This is a genomic window from Aliiruegeria sabulilitoris (assembly GCF_001558155.1).
Classification (GTDB): Bacteria; Pseudomonadota; Alphaproteobacteria; order Rhodobacterales; family Rhodobacteraceae; genus Tropicimonas; species Tropicimonas sabulilitoris.
Genome location: NZ_LOAS01000001.1, coordinates 345,944 through 366,573, shown reverse-complemented (window position 1 = coordinate 366,573; position 20,630 = coordinate 345,944). Strand labels below are relative to the sequence as shown.

The following is a 20,630-nucleotide window of genomic DNA, read 5'->3' as shown; positions in this document are numbered from 1 at the left end:
GTAGGAAATGAAAAAACCGGCGCCCGAGGGTGCCGGTTTTGTCTTTGTGTGGTGGTTAACTCAGATCACTGCGGCGCAACGGGCGAGGATGTCGAGATAGCCTTCGACGTTCCAGGCCGAGCGACCGATGAACAACCCGTCGATCGAGGGGCAGGTGATCAGTTCTTCGCAATTATCCGGGTTCACCGAGCCACCATAGAGGCAGGGGATGGCGCGTCCGAGCACGTCTTCGGCAACGGCGGAGATCTCGGCTTGCCGGGCATCGGCATAGTCGGAGCTGGCCGGGATACCGTTTTTGCCAATTGCCCAGACCGGCTCATAGGCCAGCAAGATCGGTGCCTTCAGCGCGTCGCCTTTCAACCCGGCCAGAGCACCGCGCACTTCGGCTTCGAGCACTTCCTGCGCACGGCCCGCTTCGCGCTCTTCCAGCGTCTCGCCGATGCAGAGCAGCGGAATCAATCCGTGGCGCACGGCGGCCGCGACCTTCAGGCCCGTCGTTTCAATGGTTTCCCCGAAATTCGCCCGGCGCTCAGAATGGCCGATCTCTACCAGGTCGAGATTGCAATCCTTGAGCATTACGGGAGAAACCTCGCCCGTCCACGCGCCCTCATCATCCCAGTGCATATTCTGAGCTCCAACGAGCACTGAGGTTTCGCTCAGTATCTCCTTGACCTGCCGAACGGCAGTGAAGGGCGGCACCACGAAACGCTGGATGCGGCTGTCGCGCCCGCCATCGGCAGCGGCCAGCGCCTCGGCGAAGGCGCAGGCCTCGGCCAGTGTCTTGTTCATTTTCCAGCTGGTTCCGACCCAGATTGAAGGAAGCTCGGTCATTCCGCTTTATCCTTTGCGATTGTTAGGGTGATACCGGCGTCCCGCAGCTCATCCATGGAGGCTGTGCCCGGCTCGGCATCGGTGACGATTGCGTCGAAATCCCGTAGATCCGCCATGGCATGCAGGGCGGAGCGGCCGAAGCGCTGATGGCCGACCATGAGACATTTGCGGTCCGAGATTTTCATCATGGCCTGCTTGGCGCGCACCACGGCATCATCCATGTGATAGCTCGTGGTCCGGGACACGGCGGGCGTGGAGATGAAGGCGATATCCGCTCGCAGCCGGAACAGGCTCTCCTCGGTCACGACACCGAAAAAGCCGTTATACTTGGAGGAATAGGTGCCACCGAGACCGATCAGGGTCATGCCGCGTTCATTGCGAAGCGCTTCCATGACCGCGAAATTGTTGGTGATGACCGTCAGCGGCCGGGCCTCGACCAGCATCGCGCCGAGCACAGCCGCCATAGAGCCGTCATTGACGATCACGGTGGAGCCGGGTTCCACCAGTTCCAACGCCGCACGGGCGATGCGGCGTTTGACGTCGCCACCTTGACGTTCGCGGAAACGGAAGTCGCTTTCGAACTGCGTGCCGGGTTCTATCGTCGCTCCGCCACGAACCTTGCGCAGCAAACCGGCCTGCTCCAGATCGTCCAGATCGCGGTGGATCGTCATCTTGGAGACCGAGAAATGCTCCGCAAGGGCATCGAGCGCGACCGACCCGTCGCGAACGAGCATATCCATGATCTCCTGCCGTCGGGCGTCTCTTTTCACGATCGTCACATCCTTTTGTGAAAACGTAGCATATAAAATCACAAAAACAACTATATTTCGTGCGAATTTGTTGCGTTTGGTGCGGGCCATGTCTATGATCGCCGCCAAATCGGGCCTCGATCACACCCCGATTCCCGCCTGTCCGTGCGGGTCGACGACATGAACAGGTTCCGTGGAACCAGCCTTGCGGCGATCCGCGCGGCGGTAACATGCAGGAGGAGCAAGACCTTGAACGCTATGGACCATTCCACCAAAAAGCTGATGAACGCACCGGAAGACATCATTCCGGAGATGATCGAGGGGATGCTCGCGGCGCATCCAGACATGCTTAAGCTCGAAGGCGAGAGCGGTCGTGCTGTTGTCGCCGTCGACGGGCCGCGTGACGGCAAGGTCGGTATTGTTATCGGCGGCGGTTCGGGCCACGAGCCGGCTTTTGCCGGGTATGTCGGCCGCGGGCTGGCGGATGCCGCGGCGGTTGGCAATGTCTTTGCCTCGCCCTCGCCCGAGCAGGTCAAGCAGGCGGCGATGGCCGCTGATGGCGGCGCGGGTGTCGTTCTGCTTTACGGCAACTATACCGGGGACGTGCTCAACTTCGACATGGCGGCCGAAGAATGCGCCGAGCTGGGCATCGAAGCCCGGTCGGTCCAGGTGATCGACGACGTGGCCTCCGCCCCGAAGGGACGTGCGCATGAGCGCCGCGGGATCGCAGGCGACTTCTTCGTGTTCAAGATCGCAGGCGCTGCCGCAGATCTTGGCCGGTCGCTGGACGAAGTGGAAGACGCCGCAAGGCGCGCCAATGCCGCCACGCTCTCCATGGGCGTTGCGGTTTCGGCTTGTTCCATGCCGCAAACGTTGAAGCCGAATTTCGAGATCGGTCCGGACGAAATGGAAATCGGCATGGGTATCCATGGCGAGCCCGGCATGCGCCGCGACAAGATCGATACGGCCGACAATGTCACCGACGAGTTGATGGGCCTGATCCTGGGCGAGATGGACCTTGGCGAAGGCAGCGAGGTTGCAGTCCTGGTCAACGGCCTTGGCTCGACCGCTCTGATGGAGCTCTACCTGATCAACCGGCGCGTGGCGAAGATCCTCGGCGAGAAGGGCGTGAAGATCCATCACACCTGGGTCGGCGAATATTGTACCTCCATGGAAATGGCCGGTGCGTCCGTTACCCTGCTGAAGCTCGACGACGATCTGAAAACGCTGCTGGACCATCCCTGCCGCACGCCCGCGCTGACCGTGGGTACTGCACCCGCTCCGGTCGAAGGTGCTGTTCGGACAAAGCGGAACTACGACTCTGCCAGCCGTGCGGACAGTATCGACCGCGACACGCTGGCAACCGACGGCGCCGTGACGCCGGAGGTGTTCCGCACGATGATGTATGCCGCTGGTGCCGCGATTGCACGTGACCGCGACATGCTCAGCGAGTTGGACGGGGTGATCGGCGATGGTGACCATGGCGTGACGATGGATATCGGCTGGACCGCCGTGATCAAGGCGCTGGACGCCGCGCCAAAGGATGACACGATCAGCCAGACCTGTACCAAGATGGCCAAGGCTTTCCTTGACGCGGTTGGCGCGTCCTCCGGTCCGCTTTATGCCGGCGCCTTCAACACCGGCGGCAAGGCCGTGAACGATCGCCTGAACCTGGATTCCGCGGCGACGGCGGCTTGGGTCGACGGCATGCTGAAAGGCATCCTTGGACGCGGTGGTGCCAATCCCGGCGACAAGACGATGATCGACGCCTGGATGCCCGCTGCCGAGGCCGCGCAGGCTGCGGCTGCTGGCGGCGCGGATGTGCTCGGCGTCATGCAGGCGGCGACCGATGGTGCCCGTGAGGGTGCGCAGGCGACTAAGGATATGGAAAGCCGTCGCGGACGGTCCAAGAAACTCGGCGCCCGCTCCGTTGGTCATGTCGATCCCGGCGCGGCCTCCTGCCATGTCATGCTCGAAGCCATGACCGAAGCACTGCGCGCGACGCTCTGAAGCGCGCTACAACGGGTTACAATAGGTCGGGACGTCAACATTGCGTGGCGTCCCGAAGCTTTTGTGGGTGCCGCGATTCGATAGGCGCTTCGCCTGCGGAGAGCGGGCATCTTTCAGCAGGGATTTCGGCTCTGGAAAGGACGGAGTCAGTCGGCGTTCGGGTCCAGCAATCTCTGGTTTGCCCTTCCGCTCATCAGATGCTTGGTCAGCGCGGTAGCGGAGCGCTCCGCATCGCGGGCACAAAGCGCATCCAGAATCTCCGTGTGTTCGGCTATCGTGATATCGCGCCAGCGGAGTTGCCGTGATGACATGAAGCGGGCGCGGAACAGGGCGGCATTGTACTGCCGATGCGTGTCGGCCAGCGCAGAGTTATCCGCGCCGCGCACAATGGCGGAGTGAAATGCCATGTCCGTCCGGAAAAACTTGAGCGGCTCGCAGTCATCCGGAAAGTTCTTGAAGCGCTCATGGATCGCCACAATCTCGTCGATCTGCTCCTGCGTCGCCCTTTTGGTGAACAAACGTCCGGCAAGTGCTTCGAGCGCCGCCTGAACATCGAAGAGATCTTCAATGTGCTCCAGTGAAGGGTCCGCAACCTGAGGACGGCGATTTGGCAGGACATCGATCAGCCTTTCCGCTGCAAGTTCGCGGATCGCTTCTCGTAGGGGCGTTCGGGAAATCCTCAGCCTTTCGGAAAGTTCACGTTCAGAGAGCGGCTGCCCGGGAGGAAGCTTTCCGATCAGAATCAGTTCTCTCAGTCTTTCTGCCGCGATCTCGGCCAGAGACATGCGTTCAACGCCCAGATCGTCATCCAGATTAGCCAGCCCGTTCTTTTTCATCCGTCCATTCCCTCCGTGATCCATTCTAGAATGCTTGGGCAAAATGGAAATGGGCGGAGGTGGAAAAAGGGCATTTTTTTAAAAGGTGTTTGGTATACAATTTTACCATTGCGTGGAAAACGCCGTTATGCGAACCTCTTTGCGACGGTTGACCGGACGTTATAAAACGACTCACTACAACGAGCCGGCGGCTGCTGTTGAGAGGAGATCCTGGCGGAACATGGCCAGCCGACAAAGTCGTCCCTGACCCCGCCCGCCGACCGCACCTGTACATCGCTCGATCAAGATCGCATGCGATCGTGCAGATATGGCCATTTGTGCATAGCCGCCAAAGCGACACCGGGCTTTCGGGTTCTGGTCTGCCGCAACAGGAGGCGGGCACGCATTTCTCCTATCACAGTCCTGTAAATCGCCCTTGGGCGCTCGAATGGAGGAGATGGAACAAATGAAAGTGTTGATCATCGGCGCAGCCGGGATGGTCGGACGGAAGCTCGTTGAGCGGATTGCGGTCGAGCCCGAAATCCTTGGGGGTCCGATCGAAACTTTGTCGCTCGTCGACGTATTCGAGCCGCAAGTCCCCGCGAGCCTCGCCGCGATTGCCAAACCTGGAACCGTCGATCTGGCCAAGCCGGGTGTCGCTGAGCAACTCATCGCTGACCGCCCCGACCTTATCATCCATCTCGCCGCCATCGTCTCCGGCCAGGCAGAGGCTGATTTCGACCTCGGCTACGCGGTCAATCTCGACGGCACGCGCTGGCTCTTCGACGCGATCCGGACCGAGGGTCTCAAGGAGCCCTACTGCCCGCGCATGGTCTTCGCGTCCTCCATTGCCGTTTTCGGTGCGCCCTTCCCGGAAAGCATCCCGGACGACTTCTTCACGACCCCACTCACGAGCTATGGCACGCAGAAGGCCATTTCCGAGCTTCTGCTGGCCGACTATACCCGTCGCGGCATCTTCGATGGCGTCGGCATTCGCCTACCCACGATCTGCATCCGCCCCGGCAAGCCCAACGCGGCGGCCTCGGGCTTCTTCTCCAACATCCTGCGCGAGCCGCTTTCCGGACAGGAAGCCGTGCTTCCGGTGGATGAGAGTGTCCGCCACTGGTTCGCCTCCCCGCGTTCCGCTGTCGGGTTCTTCACCCACGCATCGACGATGGACACTTCGTTGATCGGCCCGCGCCGCAACCTGATGATGCCGGGCATTTCGGCTACCGTGGGCGAGGAGATCGCGGCCCTTGAGCGGGTCGCCGGTCCGAAAGCCGCGGCGTTGATCAAGCGCGAAGCGGATCCGACGATCCAGGGTATCGTCGCCGGCTGGGCCCGGTGCTTCGACGCCACCCGTGCACGCGAACTCGGTTTCACCGCAGAGAAAGAGTTCGACGAAATTATCCGCATTCACATCGAAGACGAACTAGACGGAAAGATCGGAGGATAACCTCATGTCGAAATACAAATGGACCCGCGAAGACTGGCCGATTGCCTGCGCGATGATCCCCTTCGCACCGACGCTGCCCGATGGCAGCCTGGTGCAGGACGCTCCCGCCGAGGTATGGGCGGACGCGCTGGCGCAGGTGGCTGAAGAAGGCTTCACCGAGCTGGATCCGACCGATAGCTGGATGCGGGTTGCGGACCTTGAAAAGTCGCGCCTCGATGAGTTCAAGGCCGTGGTCAAGGAAGCCGGTCTGACGATTCCGGCCATGTCGACTTCGCGCAAATGCGTGATCGACCCGGAAACTGGCGACCAGATGCTGGCCTATTGCCACCGTTTCCTAGACACCGCCGCTGATCTCGGCGCCAAGGAAGTGGCGTTTGGCTTCTTCGGACCCTTCACCGAAGCGCAGACCAAGGAACTGTGGTTCTGGCTCGCCGAAGGCTACAAGAACCCCGACGATCCGGACACCTGGAAACTGGGTGTGGACCGCATCCGGGAACTGGCCGATCATGCCAAGGAAGTCGGCATCTCCATCGCTATGGAAATGTACGAAGACACCTATATCGGCACCCCCGAGAGCGCGGTGCGTTTCGTAACGGACGTGGATCGCGACAATGTCGGTATCTGCGCCGATATCGGTAACCTCGTGCGCCTGCACCGTCCGATGCCGAAATGGGATGTCATGCTGGCCGAAGTCGCGCCCTTCATGAAGTACTGGCACATCAAGAACTACATCCGCGATGAAGATCCGGCGACCGGTACCTACATGTCCGCGCCGGTGCCGATCGAGTTCGGTATCATCAACTATCGTGAAGCAATCCGCATGGCACTGGCCGAAGGTTTCGCCAGCCCGATCCTGCTTGAAAGCTATGGTGGTGACGGTCTTTCGGTCTGCGGCAAGAACCTCCAGACCCTGCGCCGCATCCTGCCGCGCGCCTGAGTCCCTCCCTGGGAAGCGCCGGCAGGGCGGCACCGCCGTCTTGCTGGCCTTCCCGACTTTTTCACTGATGCTCAGTGGGATACGCAGTTTCTGGGCCGGCTTTGCGCCGGCCCTCTTCCGTTTCGACCCCTCGTGTCGCGGGACATGACTATTTCCCGCTACGGCCGCAACTCAAGCGGCGGCATTTCCGCCGATCAAAGCTCTCCGAAGCCATGCTGCGACTGTCCTTGAATGTTCGTCGGGCCCTGGGAACCTGTCTCAAAAAGCACCGATCCGGACGCCTTCATAAGGGTGGGCGTACCCTTTCTGGTGACGGTGAAGGCGCCTGAAACTACTGCCTCAAACCGGCATCCTGGCCTGCGAATCGGCTGCCGCACCCAGACAGAAAGACCCCTCCTGACGTCGGCGAATCAAAGTTCACAACGATCCTGGATCGGTTGATTCGTTTTCGTTGCAACAACTTCACAGTCCGAAATTTGCCTAACGCGGTCGTTCCGCCGACTTTGCAAGAAATACGCGTCGGTTTGCCACATGTTGGGGGGCCGAAACAGCGGCTGCCCCAATAGTGTTGCGCCGTGCAATAACGTCGCGCCTGTCGAGATGTAAATCAGACTTCGACTGTTGTTAGCGCCGGATTTCTTAAGATCCGAGACCATTTAGCTGCACAATAACGCGAAATGCCGAAAAAACAGCAAGACCGCGAAGGTGATTCAGTGCAGTTTTGTAAAACAGCACCCGTTGAACAAAGCGGCGTGCTTGGGTAGCATACTGGTGGATGGTATACCATTCATTGGTTGGCGAATGCTTGCCGAACGAAATAGGGCGGACGATGGCCGCCCGGGAGGAGAAAAAAGTATGACGTACAAGACAGCTCTCATGACGGTTGCCGCTGGCGCTCTCATGGCCTCGGCCGCAGTGGCTGAACCGGTGAATCTCCGGGTTCAGACGCACTACGCGTCCGAGCACCCGACAGGCAAATTCTACGCCCAGTTCAAGGACGACGTAGAAACCATGTCCGGCGGCGACATCACGCTGGAAATCTTCTACTCGTCTTCGGTCGTCGCCACGACCGAGACCTTCGACGCCGCGATCAACGGCATCGTCGATTGTGACGGCACCGGCGGCGCCTACCAGACCGGCAAGAACCCCGCCTTCCAGTTCGTCGGCGACATGATGGGCGGTTACGAGACCCCCTGGCAAAGATACATGTGGCTCTACTACGGCGACGGCAAAGCGATCGCCAACGAACTCTACAACGAGCATGGCATGGAGCTGATCGGCTGGCAGATCTACGGCCAGGAATCGCTTTCCTCCTCGAAGCCGATTTCCGGCGTTGCCGATCTCGAAGGCTGGAAATTCCGTTCGCCCCCGGGCATGGAGACCGAGATCTTCCAGAAGCTCGGCGCCTCGCCGATCGTGATGGACTTCACCGAGATCTTCACCGCGCTTGAAACTGGCATCATTGATGGCGCCGACGCATCGGGCATCGCCAACAACGTCGGCCTCGGCCTCTACGAGATCGTGAAGCACGCGAACTATCCGGGCTTCCACTCGATGCCGGCTGACCACTTTGCCTGTAACAAGGACGTCTGGGACGGCCTGACAGATCAGCAGCGTCGCATCATCGACACCGCCTGGCAGAAGCTCGCCTTCCAGCTGTCGCTCTACAACGACAAGGCCAATGCCGAAGCCGCGGCCCAACTGGCCAGCGAAGGCGTGACCCTCTACGAATGGTCGGCTGAAGACATCGCGAAGTACAACGAAGCTGCTGTCGCGGCCTGGGACGACTGGGGCACCCGTACTCCGGAAGCCGGCAAGATCCTGGAAGCCAATAAGACCTTCCTGCGCGATCTCGGCATAATCGAGTAATCTGACCTCCTACTGCCCGCTCATCCTGTGAGCGGGCGCCAGGTGAGCCCGACAGGGCTCACCTTTCCCAATCCCCAATAACACAAACAACCGTCCTGGAGGAGGAGCATGGAATCCGATAGTCTCTGGCTTGGACACATGCGCAAGCCTGTCCGGCTCATAATGCTGGCCTTTCTCGGGGTCACGGCCCTGATCTATGTTTGGCTGGTATTCAACAAGATCTTCATGGCCGACGCGATCGGAATGCACGAAATGATCCGACCCTCCGAGGGGGGGGCAATCGTTACGATCATGCTGTACGCCATGCTCGGATCGCTACTTTCCGCCGGGATCTACCTGTCGGATTTCAAGGGTGATATCGAACTGGAGCCAGACGGCTTCTTTGATATCTTCTCGCTGGTGATCTCCCGCATCTCGATGGTGCTGACCGCACTCATCGTGCTTGTGATGTTCTACGAGGTGATCTCGCGCTACGTCTTTTCGCGGCCGACGCTCTGGGCAAACGAGCTCTCGCTCTGGATTGCGGCATTCGTATTCCTGTTCGCAGGCCAATACGCGATGCAGCAGCGCAGTCATATCCGGATCTACGTGATCTACGATATCATGCCTCGCTGGGCGCAAAAGGCGGCCGATGTGCTTTCCACGCTGCTGATCGTCTTCTTCACCTTCTCGATGATCTGGGGCGGCTACAACGACGCCAAGACTCGGGCGCTTCGTATGGAGACCTTCGGTACCGCCTGGGATCCGCCGCTCCCCGGTACGATCAAGGCCGCGATCCTGATCATTATCGTCCTCGTTACCATTCAGGCCATCTCGAATCTGATTGCCGACTGGAACAAGCTTCCCGAACACCACAGCGGAGCCGAGGTCGACGAGACCGAAATCGAGCACATCCGCCAAGCGCTGGAGAAGTGAGTTGGAATTTCTCGAACTATTCGCGTGGATGAAGGTCGATAGCATCGCCACGCTTTCTATCATCCTGCTGCTGGGCATGTTCTTCCTGCTTGCCATCGGGATGCCGCTGGGCTTCGCCTCGGCCTTTCTGGCCGTCGCCGTTCTGATCATGAAATTCGGCCCGGAAATGCTCTACGGCAATTTCGGCAGGGGACCACTCGCGGTCGTCGGGGGCGCCATATACCGACAGATGACAAACTATGTCCTCATATCGGTGCCACTCTTCATCTTCATGGCGTCGCTGCTGGAACGTTCCGGTATTGCCAAGGACATGTATACCGCCCTCAGCATGTGGCTCAGCCGTACCCGTGGCGGCATCGCCATCGTCACCTCGCTCATGGCCGTTCTCATGGCCGCCATGTCCGGGATCATCGGTGGTGAAGTTGTGCTGCTCGGCCTTATCGCCCTGCCGCAGATGTTGCGCCTGGGCTACAACCAGAACCTCGCCATCGGTACGATCTGTGCCTCCGGCTCCCTGGGCACCATGATCCCGCCCTCGATCGTTCTGATCATGTACGGCCTGGTGACCGAAACCTCGATCAAAGCACTCTTCACCGCAGCCTTCCTGCCCGGCTTCATGCTGGCCTCGTTCTTCATCATCTACATTGTGGTGACGACGCAGCTCGATCACAAAAAGGCACCTCTTCCGCCGGATGATCCGGATGCGCCGAGGGGGATGGAAAAGATCCTGATGTTCGTGGGCTTCCTGTCGAAGTTCTTCATCTGGGCCGGCGGTGCGCTGATCATCCGTAACCTGTTCCTGACCTTCACCGGCCAGAACGACGTCGAAGCAGGTGTCGACCCGATCGCTCTCGGCATGGTGTCGGACCTGCCTTACCTGTTTGGCCTCGTGATCATCTCGGCCGCACTCATGTTCTTCGTGGTCGGCAAGGACCGTTCGAAAGCCGGTTGGGATATGGGCAAGGGCCTTGTGGCGCCCATCGTCGTCATCGGCGTGGTTCTCGGCTCCATCTACATGGGGATCACCGGGATCACCGAGGCCGCCGGCATGGGCGCGATCGCGGTCTTTGTCATCGGTCTGATCCGTCGCGAGATGACCTTTGACATCGTCTGGGACAGCCTGATGCGGACGCTGAAATCCACCGGTACCATCCTCTGGGTGACCATCGGTGCCTCGGCTCTCGCTGCTGCCTACACGCTCGCCGGTGGGCCGACCTACGTGGCCAATATGATCGTGGCGGCAGATATGCCGACGATGAGCATCATCCTGGTCATGATGTTGATCTTCCTGATCATGGGGATGTTCATGGACTGGATCGGCATCGTTCTGCTGATCATGCCGGTGTTCCTTCCCATCGTGTCCAAGCTGCCGGTGGCGGAACTCGGGTTCCTCGGCCATCTCGAACCGCAGCATGTGGCGATCTGGTTTGGTGTGCTGTTCTGCATGAACATGCAGGTGAGCTTCCTCTCGCCGCCCTTCGGCCCTGCCGCCTTCTACCTGAAGTCGGTTGCGCCGTCGCATATCACGCTGATCGACATCTTCCGTGGCTTCCTGCCCTTCATCGTTCTGCAGCTCCTGGCTTTGACAGTGCTGCTGACCTGGCCGCAGATCGTGACAGTGTTCTTATAGCGGAACCCATATCCTAAATGCCGGGGCGGATCTTCCGCCCCGGTCCTTTTGTCGCCTTCGGCTGCGACCGGCCAGCACGGCCCAGCCAGCAGAATGGGACCAATCTCAAAGTGCAAATCGTTGCCTTCTGTTCCGACAGCACCATTTTCTCCGCCATGCCGCCGCGACAAGGGCGGCTTTGTCTTGTGAGGGCAAGGTGAGTTCCGTCCGCCCCCGCGAAGAGCGCACCACCGCAGGGATCCTCACCATGGCGCTTGCGGTCGCTTTCTACACCTGCATCGACACATCCGCTAAATGGCTCAACCTGATCGGCATGCCGGTGATGCAGATCGTCTTCTTTCGCTATGCGGGCCATTTTATCTACGCGCTGCTGCTCTATGTTCCGCAGGAGGGAGTGGGCGCCTTCCGCTCGAACGCGCCACGTCTGCAACTATGGCGCTCCTTCTTCCTGCTCGCATCCACGGTTCTGAACTTCATCGCGCTGAAATATCTGCCGATCACGGTCACCACGGCTGTTTCTTTCGCGTCACCGATTGTCGTGACGCTGCTCGGGATCCCGATTCTCGGCGAGAAGGTCGGTATTCGCCGGATCATGGCCGTCTTTGTCGGCTTCTCTGGTGTGCTCCTGGTGGTTCAGCCATGGGGTGAGAGTTTTCACCCGGCGATCGTCTTCAGCCTCGCGTCGCTGATTTCGGTCGCGCTCTATTTCATCATGACCCGGAAACTGTCCGGGGTGGAAACCAATGCGGTTCAACAGATCTGGTCGAGCGGCCTGGCGACTGTGGCCCTGTTGCCCTTCGTTCTTCCGGTCTGGTCATGGCCGGACAGCCCGACCGTCTGGGCCGTGGCTATTGCCATTGGCGCCTTTGGCATGTTCGGACATTCGATCACCGCGGTTGCCTATCGCTGGGCCGACGCTTCGGTATTGGCGCCGATGATGTATCTGCAGATCTTCTATGCCAGTTTCGCCGGAATCGTGATCTTCAACACATGGCCGACAATCTGGACGCTCATTGGCGGCATCATCATCGCCATCTCCGGGCTCTATATCTGGCACCGGGCCCGCGAGGAGGCCCGCCTGGCCGCCATGCTGCCCTGAGGCAGGAGGCGTCGCGCCCGAAACAAGGCTGCTCCGAGCGCGGGTCAGCCTTCAACCGCGCCCGATATAGGGCATGTTGGTCGCCAGAACCGTCATGAACTGGACATTCGCTTCAAGCGGAAGCGACGCCATGTGCAGGACCGAACGGGCCACATTGTCCACGCTCATCATCGGCTCAACCGCAATGGAGCCGTCGGCTTGCGGTACGCCGGCGGCGGCAGTGCTGCCCATTTCGGTCGTGGCGTTGCCGATATCGATCTGCCCGCAGGCGATGGAGAAGGGCCGGCCATCGAGGCTGATGGTCCGGGTCAGCCCGGTGATCGCGCTTTTCGACGCCGTGTAGGGTGACGCTCCCCAGCGGGGCACATAGGCCGAGATCGAGCCGTTATTGATGATCCTTCCCCCCTGTGGGTTCTGGTGGCGCATGACACGGAAGGCGGCGCGGGCCGCAATGAAAGCGCCGGTCAGGTTCACCTCGATCACGTTGCGCCAGTCGGCGACGGAAATCTCGTCGATCGGTGCGCCTTTCATGGCCACGCCGGCATTGTTGAAGATCGCGTCGAGATGGCCCCAGCCTGCCGCGGCCTTGTCGAATGTCGCGTCGACCTGTGCTTCGTCCGTCACGTCGCAGGGCAGGACCAGCGCGGCGTCACGGCCCGCTGCGGTTTCTTCCAATGTTTCCACGCGGCGACCCACCAGCCCGACACGCCAACCTGCATCGAGAAAGACATTTGCCGTGCTGCGGCCAATGCCGGAGCCGGCTCCGGTGATGATGATGCTCTTCATTCCATATGTCCTCCTGGCGGTCTCGGAAAGGGCTCCGGGTCCGCTGATTGTGTCAGATCCTTGCACGGCCCGAAACAGCCTGTTGGTAGGCGAAAAGCGGTAAAAGCCCCACGGGATCGGGTCGTTAGGCACATTCGATATCGGTACCACTTGAGGTACCCTTCCTCTCTGGTATACAAAATGCAAGTCGAAATCGAGACCTTGGGAGGAGTCGTTTTGGGCAGTTTCCACCAGACCCGGAATGTGGTTTGCCCCCAAGCCCGGGCGGCCCGTCCAGTTCCCGTAAAGCCCGGTATGCCGGCCGATCCCACGGCTTTCCGGCCCGCCGATCGCGACAACCGGTTCAGAACCGGACCCTCGCGGACCGGAGGCATTTCGCTGTGACGCAAAGAGCAGCGTTCTGGCGTGGCTATATCGACACCGCGCCCTTCGTCCTCATCATCATCCCCTATTCCGTGCTCTTCGGCGTGGTCGCACGGGATGCCGGGCTCGACGTGCTGCAAACGTTCTCGATGTCCGTTCTGGTGATCGCGGGCGCCTCGCAATTCACCGCGCTTGCGCTGTTGCAGGACAACGCGCCTGTCCTGATCGCGCTGCTGGCCGCACTGGCGGTCAACCTGCGCATGGCGATGTATTCCGCGGCGCTGGTTCCCCATGTCGGCCATACCTCGCTCCGAACCCGGGCGTTGATGGCCTATGTCATGGTCGATCAGGCCTTTGCCGTGGCGGTACGCACCTACGAGGACAACCCCGGGATGACCCGGCCAGAGAAGGTCGCCTATTACTTCGGTTGCATGGCGCTGATCTGCCCGCTCTGGTACGGCTTCACCCTTATCGGGGCCCTCGTGGGAACGGCCATCCCGTCCGAATTCTCGCTCGATTTCGCGGTTCCGGTCTGTTTCATCGCCCTGCTTGGGCCACTTTTGCGCACGCTACCGCACGTGCTCGCGGCACTCGTGGCGGCAGTGGCGGCGCTGGCATTCGCATGGGTGCCCTGGTCGCTGGGGCTGATTATTGCCGCGTTCTGCGGCATCGTCACCGGCGCCCAAACCGAGCTTTACCTGCGCCGCAGGGCGGAGAGGGGGCTGGCATGATTTCCGATGCCACTTTCTGGACGCTGACCATCCTGCTCGGGATCGGTACCTACCTGATCCGATTTTCCTTTCTGGGGCTTCTGGGGCGCAAGACGCTGCCCGACTGGGTGTTGCTTCACCTCAAATATGTCGGTGTCGCCGTCTTTCCCGCTCTTGTCCTTCCACTCATCGTCTGGCCAGAGGCGACCGGCGGCGTGCTCGACCCGCTCCGCGTTCTCGCAGCGCTTGCAACCCTGTTTGCCGGCTTCCGCTTCGGCGTCGTCTGGGCCATCGTTGCCGGAATGGGCACGCTGTACCTTTTGCAGTTATTCACCAACCAGATCTGACCCAGGAGATCGCCATGATCGAGTCACCTCCAATCCTGACCATCCGCCGCAACTTCCCGCGCCCGACCGCCGCGCAGGTCGACGCCTTTCGCGATGTCCCGACGGCCTTTGTCTGTGATGCCATGGGCGGGCAGGGCGCCATGGCCTCCTCGATACGGGCAATCGGCGACGGCCGGGACATGACCTGCCGCGCCGTCGGCCCGGCTCTGGTGGCCGATAACGGGCCGGGCGAGATCCTTGCCTCGCTCGCGGCGCTGGAGATCTGCCAACCGGGCGACATCGTCATTGCGGCGATGCATGGCCACCGCAATGTGGCCTCCGCCGGAGACCTGTTTTGCGGCATGATGAAGAACAAGGGCATCGCGGGCTTCGTCACCGACAGCGAGATGCGTGACTACAAGGCCATCGTCGAGGTCGGGTTGCCGGCCTGGTGCACGGGTCTCAACCCGAACTCGCCCAACGGAACCGGCCCCGGCCGGGTGGGCTTCGAGGCATCTGTCGGCGGACGGTGTGTTGCCAGTGGCGACATGATCATTGCCGACGAAAACGGCGTTGTCGTCGTGCCGTTAGCCCAGATCGACACCGTGATCGAGGCGGTTGCCAAGGTCGTGGAGCTGGAAGCGGAGCTTGAACAGAAAGTGAAGGATGGTTTCGACAGCTTTCTCGACCTCGAAGAGATGATCGCCGATGGCCGCGCGGTGATGGTCGACTGATCACGACCACTCTCCAATTTCGGCGCGCCGGCTATGCCGATGCGCCGACCTCGTCGTGTTGCTGGGAACGTCCAGCGCCAAAGCTAGATTGTTTCCTTACTTTTGTAGCTCCAAGCTTGACATTCGTAGTCAAAAGCGCCTGAAATTGCTTGGTATACCATTCTGGCCGGACACCACCCGGAACCGGAGGAGGGACATCCACATGACCAGATCTCAGGCCCCGACACGGGAGGCTTTGTCGTGAAATTGCGTCGGATTCAGAACTCATGCTGACTTTCGCAACGGCGGTGATCCTCCTGATCCTCACACCGGGTCCGGGCGTCATGACGACAGCGGGGTTTGGCGCGGCCTATGGTTTCCGACCGTCCCTGCGCTACGTGCTCGGCCTTTTCATCGGGACCAACCTTGTGTTGCTCACGGTGGTTTCCGGGCTTGCGGCGATCCTGATGTCCATCCCCTGGTTGCGCACCGTACTGATGCTCGTTTCGGTTAGCTACCTGCTCTATCTTGCTGTCCGCATCGCGACTGCTGGTGCCCGCGTCGCCTTCATGGAGGCGCGCGTGCCGCCGGGTATCACCGGGGGCGTGCTGCTTCAGGTGATCAATCCCAAGGCCTATGCGGTCAACACCTCGCTGATGACCGGGTTCAGCTATGCCCCCGAGGCGCCGGTTTTCGAACTGGCGAGCAAGGTGCTCATTATGAACGCGATCTGGATTCCGATCCACCTTGCCTGGCTCTGGGCGGGTGTTTCGCTGCACCGGCTCGATCTTTCCGAACGCACCCATCACCGTATCAACGTCGCCATGGCGCTGGCATTGCTGGGCGTTGTCGCACTGGCCATGTGGTCGGCCACGAGGCCGCATCATCCATGATGGCGATTTCGGCCCAAAACTGCTCACCTTGTATGAAACCGGAGATCCCATGACGGACCGACCGTATTCCGGCATCTGGCCGGTCGCCCCGACCCCATTCCATGACGATGGCAGCCTCGACCTCGACGGCATGAAGCGCGTTCTCGACTGCATGATCGACCAGGGGGTCGACGGCATCTGTATCCTGGCGAATTTCTCCGAGCAGTTCCTGATTTCTGATGCCGAGCGTGAAACGCTGACACGGCTATGCCTCGAACATGTCGCGGGGCGGGTGCCGGTGATCGTCACCATCAGCCATTACGCGACGCCCATCGTCGTGGAGCGGGCGCGCTTCGCCAAGGATCTCGGCGCGGCCATCGTGATGATGATGCCGCCCTATCACGGCGCACTGCTCAAGGGCACGCCGGAGCAGACCTTCGAGCAGTTCCGGGCCGTGGGCGAGGTGGGTATCCCGATCATGCTGCAGGACGCGCCGCTTTCGGGTGTGGACCTGCCGGTGCCGCTGCTGGTGCGGATGGCGCGCGAGATCGAGATGATGAAGCTCTTCAAGATCGAATGCCCGCAGGCGGCAGGCAAGCTCCGGGCGCTTATCGCCGAGGGTGGCGACCTGATCGAAGCGCCCTTCGACGGCGAGGAAGCGATCACGCTGCTGGCCGATCTCGATGCCGGCGCGACCGGTTCCATGACATCGGCCATGATCCCCGACCTGATCGGCCCGGTGATCCGGGATTTCCTCGCCGGGAACCGCCAAGCGGCAATCGATGGCTACTCCCGCGTGCTTCCCGCCATCAACCACGAGAACCGTCAATGCGGATTCCGCTCCGCCAAGGTCGCGATGGTAGAGGGCGGGGTGATCGGCTCCGCGTTCTGCCGCCATCCGATCCCGCCGTTGCACCCGGACACCGCCGCGATGCTGCTTGAGTTGCTGCGCCCGCTCGACCCGCTCGTGCTCCGCTGGGGCAGGTGAGGCCGAGCAATCAATTGCGTGCAATGATCTAATCGGCCCGGAAGGTCTTCGCCAAACGAGCCACAGGAGAACCAAGATGCTACCGCTTTCCAACCCGACCCCCGAAGCCACCCTTGTCACCCGAGTCTGGAGACCGGGTATCGGCCCGGCGCTGGTTCGGCTGGATGGCGACACTGTCACCGACATCACCAGCCGCGAGTTGCCGACCATGCAGGCATTGCTGGACAGCGCAGACCCGACCGCGACCACCCGCGCCGCTTCGGGCGAAGCGATCTGTTCGCTGGCGGAACTCGTGGCGGGCTCCACTCCCGATGCCGGCGAGGACGATCTGCGCCTGCTGGCGCCGCCCGATCTGCAGTCGATCAAGGCCTGCGGCGTGACCTTTGCCGCCAGCATGGTGGAGCGGGTGATCGAGGAGCAGGCCGCAGGCGATCCCGACAGCGCGGCCGCGATCCGGGAAAAGGTTGGCGCGGTGATCGGCGACAGCCTTTCGGGCATCGAGCCCGGCTCGCCCAAGGCGATGGACGTGAAGGCGGTCCTGCAAGCGGAGGGGCTCTGGTCGCAATATCTCGAGGTCGGGATTGGTCCTGATGCGGAGGTGTTTTCCAAATGCCCGACCATGGCTTCGGTCGGATGGGGCGCGGCGGTCGGTCTGCACCCGATGTCGAAGTGGAACAACCCGGAACCGGAGATTGTGCTGGCCGTGAACGGGCGCGGCGAAATCTGCGGCGCGACATTGGGCAATGACGTGAACCTACGTGACGTGGAAGGCCGCTCGGCGCTGTTGCTCGGCAAGGCCAAGGACAACAACGCCTCCTGCGCGATCGGTCCGTTCCTGCGCCTGTTCGATGAACGCTTCGGACTCGATGATATCCGCAAGGCCGAGTTGACGATGAAGGTCGAAGGCACGGATGGTTACGTGCTCGATGGCCATTCCTCCATGTCGCAGATCAGCCGGGACCCGGAGAACCTCGTACAGCAGACCGTTGGCCGCCATCACCAGTATCCCGACGGCTTCTTCCTGTTCCTCGGCACGCTCTTCGCCCCGGTCCAGGATCGCGATGCGCCGGGACAGGGCTTTACGCATCACCTGGGCGACGTGGTCACGATCTCCGAACCCGCGCTCGGCGAGCTGCGCAACACGGTTGGGCTTTCGACCGAATGCCCGGAATGGCGCTTCGGCATCTCGGCGCTGATGCGGAACCTTGCGGGCCGGGAACTGCTCTGATCGGCGTCAAATGGCGCCCTCATGTCCCGGGGCGGTGAAAGTGAATTCAGCAAAGGTCTCCAGCGGCACCGTCCCATGCTCCACGTCCTGACACATCAGATCCTGCCGGTCTTCTCGATGCTGGCACTTGGCTTCTTGCTCGGCCGTTTCGGCAAGGTGAGCCGGGCGGAAGCGGCGGCGATCAATCGCGTCGGCTTCCTCGTATTACAACCGGCCCTTCTCTTCCCGCTGGTAAGCGGGCTGGATCTCTCGGCGTTCCATTTCGATGCAATGGCAATCTATATCGGTTGCCAGGTCGTGGTCTTTGCTCTCTCTTTCGCGGTTGCGCGCTACCTGTTGCGGCGAACTGCGATCGAAGCCTGGCTGTTGGCAATGGCAACCGTCTTCGTCAACTCGGTGCTCTATATCCTGCCGATCGCGCAACTGATGCACGGCGGCGAGGCCGGAATGCCGATCCGCGCGGTCGTGGCCTGGGATTCGGCGGTGAGCTTTCCTTTCTTCATCATCACGACCGACCTTTTGGCCAATCGCGGTGCGGCATTGGGGCAAACGTTGAAACGGCTCGGGGGCAACCCTGTGCTCCTCGCCGTCCTGCTCGCGCTGGTCTTCAACTTTGCCGGGTTAACCGCGCCGGCTCCCGTGCTGACGGCGATGAATTTCGCCGGCGTCGCAGCCGCACCGATGACGCTCTTCGCGCTCGGCGTGATCCTGTCAGGCCAGAACCTCGTTCCAACGCCGACCGTCGTGTCAATTTCCACTCTGAAACTCATCGCCTTCCCGGCGCTTGCCTGGGCGGCGCTGCATCTTGGCGAACGACCAGAGGAGTGGAACACCCTTCTTCTGCTCTGCGCGGCCGGACCATCCGGGGCGATGGCCTTCTCGTTGGCGTTGCTGCATGGCGTGCGCACCGACCAGATCGCGCCGGTCATCATCTGGACTTCGGTTCTGTCGCTGATTTCGCTGGCTTGGCTCGCCTGACAAAACACCTTGAGCCTAGCGGCTAAGGTGCGTTTTCAGAGCATATAAGACAGAATTTCTGCTTTGAGCAGATTGCGGGGTTGGGAAGGGGGCGTTTCCCCCTGCGCTCTATCGAGCGCTCCCCCAGGATATTTTCCGGAAAGGGGAAGCAATGTGCTTCTCCCCTTCATCTTTCCTAGAATACCTCCGCCGGAGGCACGATCCGAAGGATCGTCTACCTTCGTGGACGAAGGGGTGGCTCAAAACGAACAGACGCTCCAACAGGGCGCCGCCTCGCCCTTTTCCGCTCTTAATTCACCGGCGTCAGCAGCGGTTCCTTGGCATGATAGGCGACCAAGTTGTCGCGCTGGAGCTTGGCCATTGCCGCGCGGGTCTCCACCGTGCCCGAACCCTGGTGCGGTTGCAGAACGACATTGTCCAGTGCGTAGAAACGCGGATTGATATCGGGCTCGTTCAGGTACACGTCGAGCGCGGCGCCGTAGATCTTGTCCTGCTCCAACGCATCGAGCAGAGCCTCTTCATCGATGGTGCTTCCGCGAGAGATATTGACGATGATGCCACGCGGCCCGAGCGCATCGAGAACTTCGGCAGAGACGAAGTTCACCGTGTCCGGCCCGCCAACCAGTGCAACGATCAGGTAGTCGACTTCCTTTGCCAGCGAGACTGGATCGGCATGATAGGTCCAGCCTGACGTTTCCTTTTCGGAACGTGCGAAATAATGGATATCCATCTTGAAAGCGACGAGTCGGTTCGCGATCTCGCGCCCGATCCGGCCGAGACCGACGATGCCGGCCTTGCCGCCGCTGACCTTGCGGTTCAGGCGATACTCGCCTTTTCCCTTCCACTGACCAGAGCGGGCCCAGTTGGTGGCGTGCTCCATCTCGCGACCACGCATCAGCAGAAGCGCCACGGCGAGATCGGCCACGTCGTCGTTGAGAACGTCCGGGGTATTGGTAACCTTGATCCCGCGCGCATCGGCCGCTTTCACGTCGATTGCGTCGTAGCCGACGCCGAAATTGGCGATCAGCCCGATATTTGGCAGCAGGTCCATTGCTTCGCCGCCAAAGGCATTATGCCCTTTGAAGGCCACGGCAGTCGCGCCTTCGCGGGTGGCCGCGTCGAGCCCGGCCAGATCGGCGGGGCTCGCAAGGAAAGTCGGCGCAAAGGCATCATTCAGGGCGGCTAGGTCGGTCTCGCTATAGGGGCCGATGACAATGGTGGCGGACATGGCGTCTCCTTGGGTCCTTATTTGCAAGTTGGGGCATTGTGAACGGACGACAAAAAGGCTGATACATCAACCCTCTCTCACGCCAGGTTGGCTTGCCCCCGGCGATGCTCCAGTTTTCTGCGGGTGA

Annotated in this window: 19 protein-coding genes; 14 read left to right on the top strand and 5 right to left on the bottom strand. The window is 61.1% G+C overall.

The annotated features are described in order from the left end of the window. Positions 1 to 60: 60 nt before the first annotated feature. Both AX756_RS01670 and AX756_RS01665 read right to left on the bottom strand, forming a co-directional pair. Positions 61 to 831 carry a triose-phosphate isomerase gene (locus tag AX756_RS01670; RefSeq protein ID WP_068307757.1) on the bottom strand — a complete coding sequence of 257 codons (771 nt, stop codon included), beginning with the start codon at positions 829 to 831 and terminating at the stop codon, positions 61 to 63. Continuing rightward, positions 828 to 1,601: a DeoR/GlpR family DNA-binding transcription regulator gene (locus tag AX756_RS01665; protein ID WP_068308160.1), complete on the bottom strand. Its 774-nt coding sequence runs from the start codon at positions 1,599 to 1,601 to the stop codon at positions 828 to 830. Before AX756_RS01665 ends, AX756_RS01670 begins: the two co-directional genes overlap by 4 nt. Before the next feature lie 237 nt (positions 1,602 to 1,838). Between AX756_RS01665 and dhaL the strand changes: the two genes are divergently transcribed. After that, complete coding sequence (gene dhaL, locus AX756_RS01660) at positions 1,839 to 3,590, top strand: dihydroxyacetone kinase subunit DhaL (protein ID WP_068307755.1); 1,752 nt, start codon at positions 1,839 to 1,841, stop codon at positions 3,588 to 3,590. A 146-nt stretch (positions 3,591 to 3,736) separates the two neighbouring features. Here dhaL and AX756_RS01655 read toward each other — a convergent pair whose 3' ends face one another. Then, positions 3,737 to 4,426, bottom strand: coding sequence for a GntR family transcriptional regulator (locus tag AX756_RS01655; protein WP_068307753.1), 690 nt, complete (start codon positions 4,424 to 4,426; stop codon positions 3,737 to 3,739). Positions 4,427 to 4,871: 445 nt separating this feature from the next. Here AX756_RS01655 and denD point away from each other — a divergent pair, with 445 nt between their 5' ends. The 6 genes from denD to AX756_RS01625 all read left to right on the top strand — a co-directional run bounded on the left by denD (position 4,872) and on the right by AX756_RS01625 (position 12,311). Next, positions 4,872 to 5,861, top strand: coding sequence for a D-erythronate dehydrogenase (gene denD / locus AX756_RS01650; RefSeq protein ID WP_068308157.1), 990 nt, complete (start codon positions 4,872 to 4,874; stop codon positions 5,859 to 5,861). A 4-nt stretch (positions 5,862 to 5,865) separates the two neighbouring features. After that, positions 5,866 to 6,798 carry a sugar phosphate isomerase/epimerase family protein gene (locus tag AX756_RS01645; RefSeq protein ID WP_068307751.1) on the top strand — a complete coding sequence of 311 codons (933 nt, stop codon included), beginning with the start codon at positions 5,866 to 5,868 and terminating at the stop codon, positions 6,796 to 6,798. 855 nt (positions 6,799 to 7,653) lie between these two features. Then, positions 7,654 to 8,667 carry a TRAP transporter substrate-binding protein gene (locus AX756_RS01640; RefSeq protein ID WP_068307750.1) on the top strand — a complete coding sequence of 338 codons (1,014 nt, stop codon included), beginning with the start codon at positions 7,654 to 7,656 and terminating at the stop codon, positions 8,665 to 8,667. 108 nt (positions 8,668 to 8,775) lie between these two features. Next, a complete protein-coding gene (locus AX756_RS01635) occupies positions 8,776 to 9,582 on the top strand; it encodes a TRAP transporter small permease subunit (RefSeq protein WP_068307748.1) in 807 nt (268 codons plus the stop codon). A gap of 28 nt (positions 9,583 to 9,610) precedes the next feature. Then, positions 9,611 to 11,212 (top strand): TRAP transporter large permease, encoded by a 1,602-nt coding sequence (locus tag AX756_RS01630; RefSeq protein WP_068308154.1) that lies wholly within the window; start codon positions 9,611 to 9,613, stop codon positions 11,210 to 11,212. A 196-nt stretch (positions 11,213 to 11,408) separates the two neighbouring features. Then, the gene (locus AX756_RS01625; protein WP_068307746.1) at positions 11,409 to 12,311 is read left to right on the top strand and encodes a DMT family transporter; all 903 of its coding nucleotides are present in this window, start codon (positions 11,409 to 11,411) and stop codon (positions 12,309 to 12,311) included. Between the two features lie 51 nt (positions 12,312 to 12,362). Here the strand turns inward: AX756_RS01625 and AX756_RS01620 are convergent, their stop codons facing one another. Then, entirely contained in the window at positions 12,363 to 13,097 is a 735-nt protein-coding gene (locus AX756_RS01620) for an SDR family oxidoreductase (RefSeq protein ID WP_068307744.1), read from the bottom strand. A 380-nt stretch (positions 13,098 to 13,477) separates the two neighbouring features. On the opposite strand from AX756_RS01620, the gene AX756_RS01615 reads away from it, so the two are divergent. From AX756_RS01615 to AX756_RS01585, 7 genes are all read left to right on the top strand, one after another. Next, positions 13,478 to 14,191, top strand: a complete 714-nt coding sequence (locus tag AX756_RS01615; protein ID WP_068307742.1) for an AzlC family ABC transporter permease — start codon at positions 13,478 to 13,480, stop codon at positions 14,189 to 14,191. Continuing rightward, positions 14,188 to 14,517, top strand: a complete 330-nt coding sequence (locus AX756_RS01610; RefSeq protein ID WP_068307740.1) for an AzlD domain-containing protein — start codon at positions 14,188 to 14,190, stop codon at positions 14,515 to 14,517. The genes AX756_RS01615 and AX756_RS01610 overlap by 4 nt, the downstream gene beginning before the upstream one ends. Before the next feature lie 14 nt (positions 14,518 to 14,531). Next, on the top strand, positions 14,532 to 15,230 hold the full coding sequence (locus AX756_RS01605; protein ID WP_068307738.1) for an RraA family protein: 699 nt from the start codon (positions 14,532 to 14,534) through the stop codon (positions 15,228 to 15,230). A gap of 266 nt (positions 15,231 to 15,496) precedes the next feature. Continuing rightward, positions 15,497 to 16,102 carry a LysE family translocator gene (locus AX756_RS01600; RefSeq protein WP_068307737.1) on the top strand — a complete coding sequence of 202 codons (606 nt, stop codon included), beginning with the start codon at positions 15,497 to 15,499 and terminating at the stop codon, positions 16,100 to 16,102. Positions 16,103 to 16,151: 49 nt separating this feature from the next. Beyond that, positions 16,152 to 17,069 carry a dihydrodipicolinate synthase family protein gene (locus AX756_RS01595; protein WP_068307735.1) on the top strand — a complete coding sequence of 306 codons (918 nt, stop codon included), beginning with the start codon at positions 16,152 to 16,154 and terminating at the stop codon, positions 17,067 to 17,069. 76 nt (positions 17,070 to 17,145) lie between these two features. Further along, a complete protein-coding gene (locus AX756_RS01590; RefSeq protein ID WP_068307733.1) occupies positions 17,146 to 18,297 on the top strand; it encodes a fumarylacetoacetate hydrolase family protein in 1,152 nt (383 codons plus the stop codon). 75 nt (positions 18,298 to 18,372) lie between these two features. Continuing rightward, entirely contained in the window at positions 18,373 to 19,275 is a 903-nt protein-coding gene (locus AX756_RS01585) for an AEC family transporter (protein ID WP_068307731.1), read from the top strand. Between the two features lie 289 nt (positions 19,276 to 19,564). Here the strand turns inward: AX756_RS01585 and AX756_RS01580 are convergent, their stop codons facing one another. After that, on the bottom strand, positions 19,565 to 20,503 hold the full coding sequence (locus tag AX756_RS01580) for a 2-hydroxyacid dehydrogenase (RefSeq protein WP_068307729.1): 939 nt from the start codon (positions 20,501 to 20,503) through the stop codon (positions 19,565 to 19,567). Positions 20,504 to 20,630 lie beyond the last annotated feature (127 nt).

Excerpts from the sequence above, each read along its gene's own strand:
- AX756_RS01670 (WP_068307757.1), bottom strand. The coding sequence starts at position 831 with ATGACCGAGCTTCCTTCAATCTGGGTCGGAACCAGCTGGAAAATGAAC.
- dhaL (WP_068307755.1), top strand. The coding sequence starts at position 1,839 with ATGGACCATTCCACCAAAAAGCTGATGAACGCACCGGAAGACATCATT.
- AX756_RS01655 (WP_068307753.1), bottom strand. The coding sequence starts at position 4,426 with ATGAAAAAGAACGGGCTGGCTAATCTGGATGACGATCTGGGCGTTGAA.
- denD (WP_068308157.1), top strand. The coding sequence starts at position 4,872 with ATGAAAGTGTTGATCATCGGCGCAGCCGGGATGGTCGGACGGAAGCTC.
- AX756_RS01645 (WP_068307751.1), top strand. The coding sequence starts at position 5,866 with ATGTCGAAATACAAATGGACCCGCGAAGACTGGCCGATTGCCTGCGCG.
- AX756_RS01640 (WP_068307750.1), top strand. The coding sequence starts at position 7,654 with ATGACGTACAAGACAGCTCTCATGACGGTTGCCGCTGGCGCTCTCATG.
- AX756_RS01635 (WP_068307748.1), top strand. The coding sequence starts at position 8,776 with ATGGAATCCGATAGTCTCTGGCTTGGACACATGCGCAAGCCTGTCCGG.
- AX756_RS01630 (WP_068308154.1), top strand. The coding sequence starts at position 9,611 with ATGAAGGTCGATAGCATCGCCACGCTTTCTATCATCCTGCTGCTGGGC.
- AX756_RS01620 (WP_068307744.1), bottom strand. The coding sequence starts at position 13,097 with ATGAAGAGCATCATCATCACCGGAGCCGGCTCCGGCATTGGCCGCAGC.
- AX756_RS01610 (WP_068307740.1), top strand. The coding sequence starts at position 14,188 with ATGATTTCCGATGCCACTTTCTGGACGCTGACCATCCTGCTCGGGATC.
- AX756_RS01605 (WP_068307738.1), top strand. The coding sequence starts at position 14,532 with ATGATCGAGTCACCTCCAATCCTGACCATCCGCCGCAACTTCCCGCGC.
- AX756_RS01600 (WP_068307737.1), top strand. The coding sequence starts at position 15,497 with ATGCTGACTTTCGCAACGGCGGTGATCCTCCTGATCCTCACACCGGGT.
- AX756_RS01595 (WP_068307735.1), top strand. The coding sequence starts at position 16,152 with ATGACGGACCGACCGTATTCCGGCATCTGGCCGGTCGCCCCGACCCCA.
- AX756_RS01590 (WP_068307733.1), top strand. The coding sequence starts at position 17,146 with ATGCTACCGCTTTCCAACCCGACCCCCGAAGCCACCCTTGTCACCCGA.
- AX756_RS01585 (WP_068307731.1), top strand. The coding sequence starts at position 18,373 with ATGCTCCACGTCCTGACACATCAGATCCTGCCGGTCTTCTCGATGCTG.
- AX756_RS01580 (WP_068307729.1), bottom strand. The coding sequence starts at position 20,503 with ATGTCCGCCACCATTGTCATCGGCCCCTATAGCGAGACCGACCTAGCC.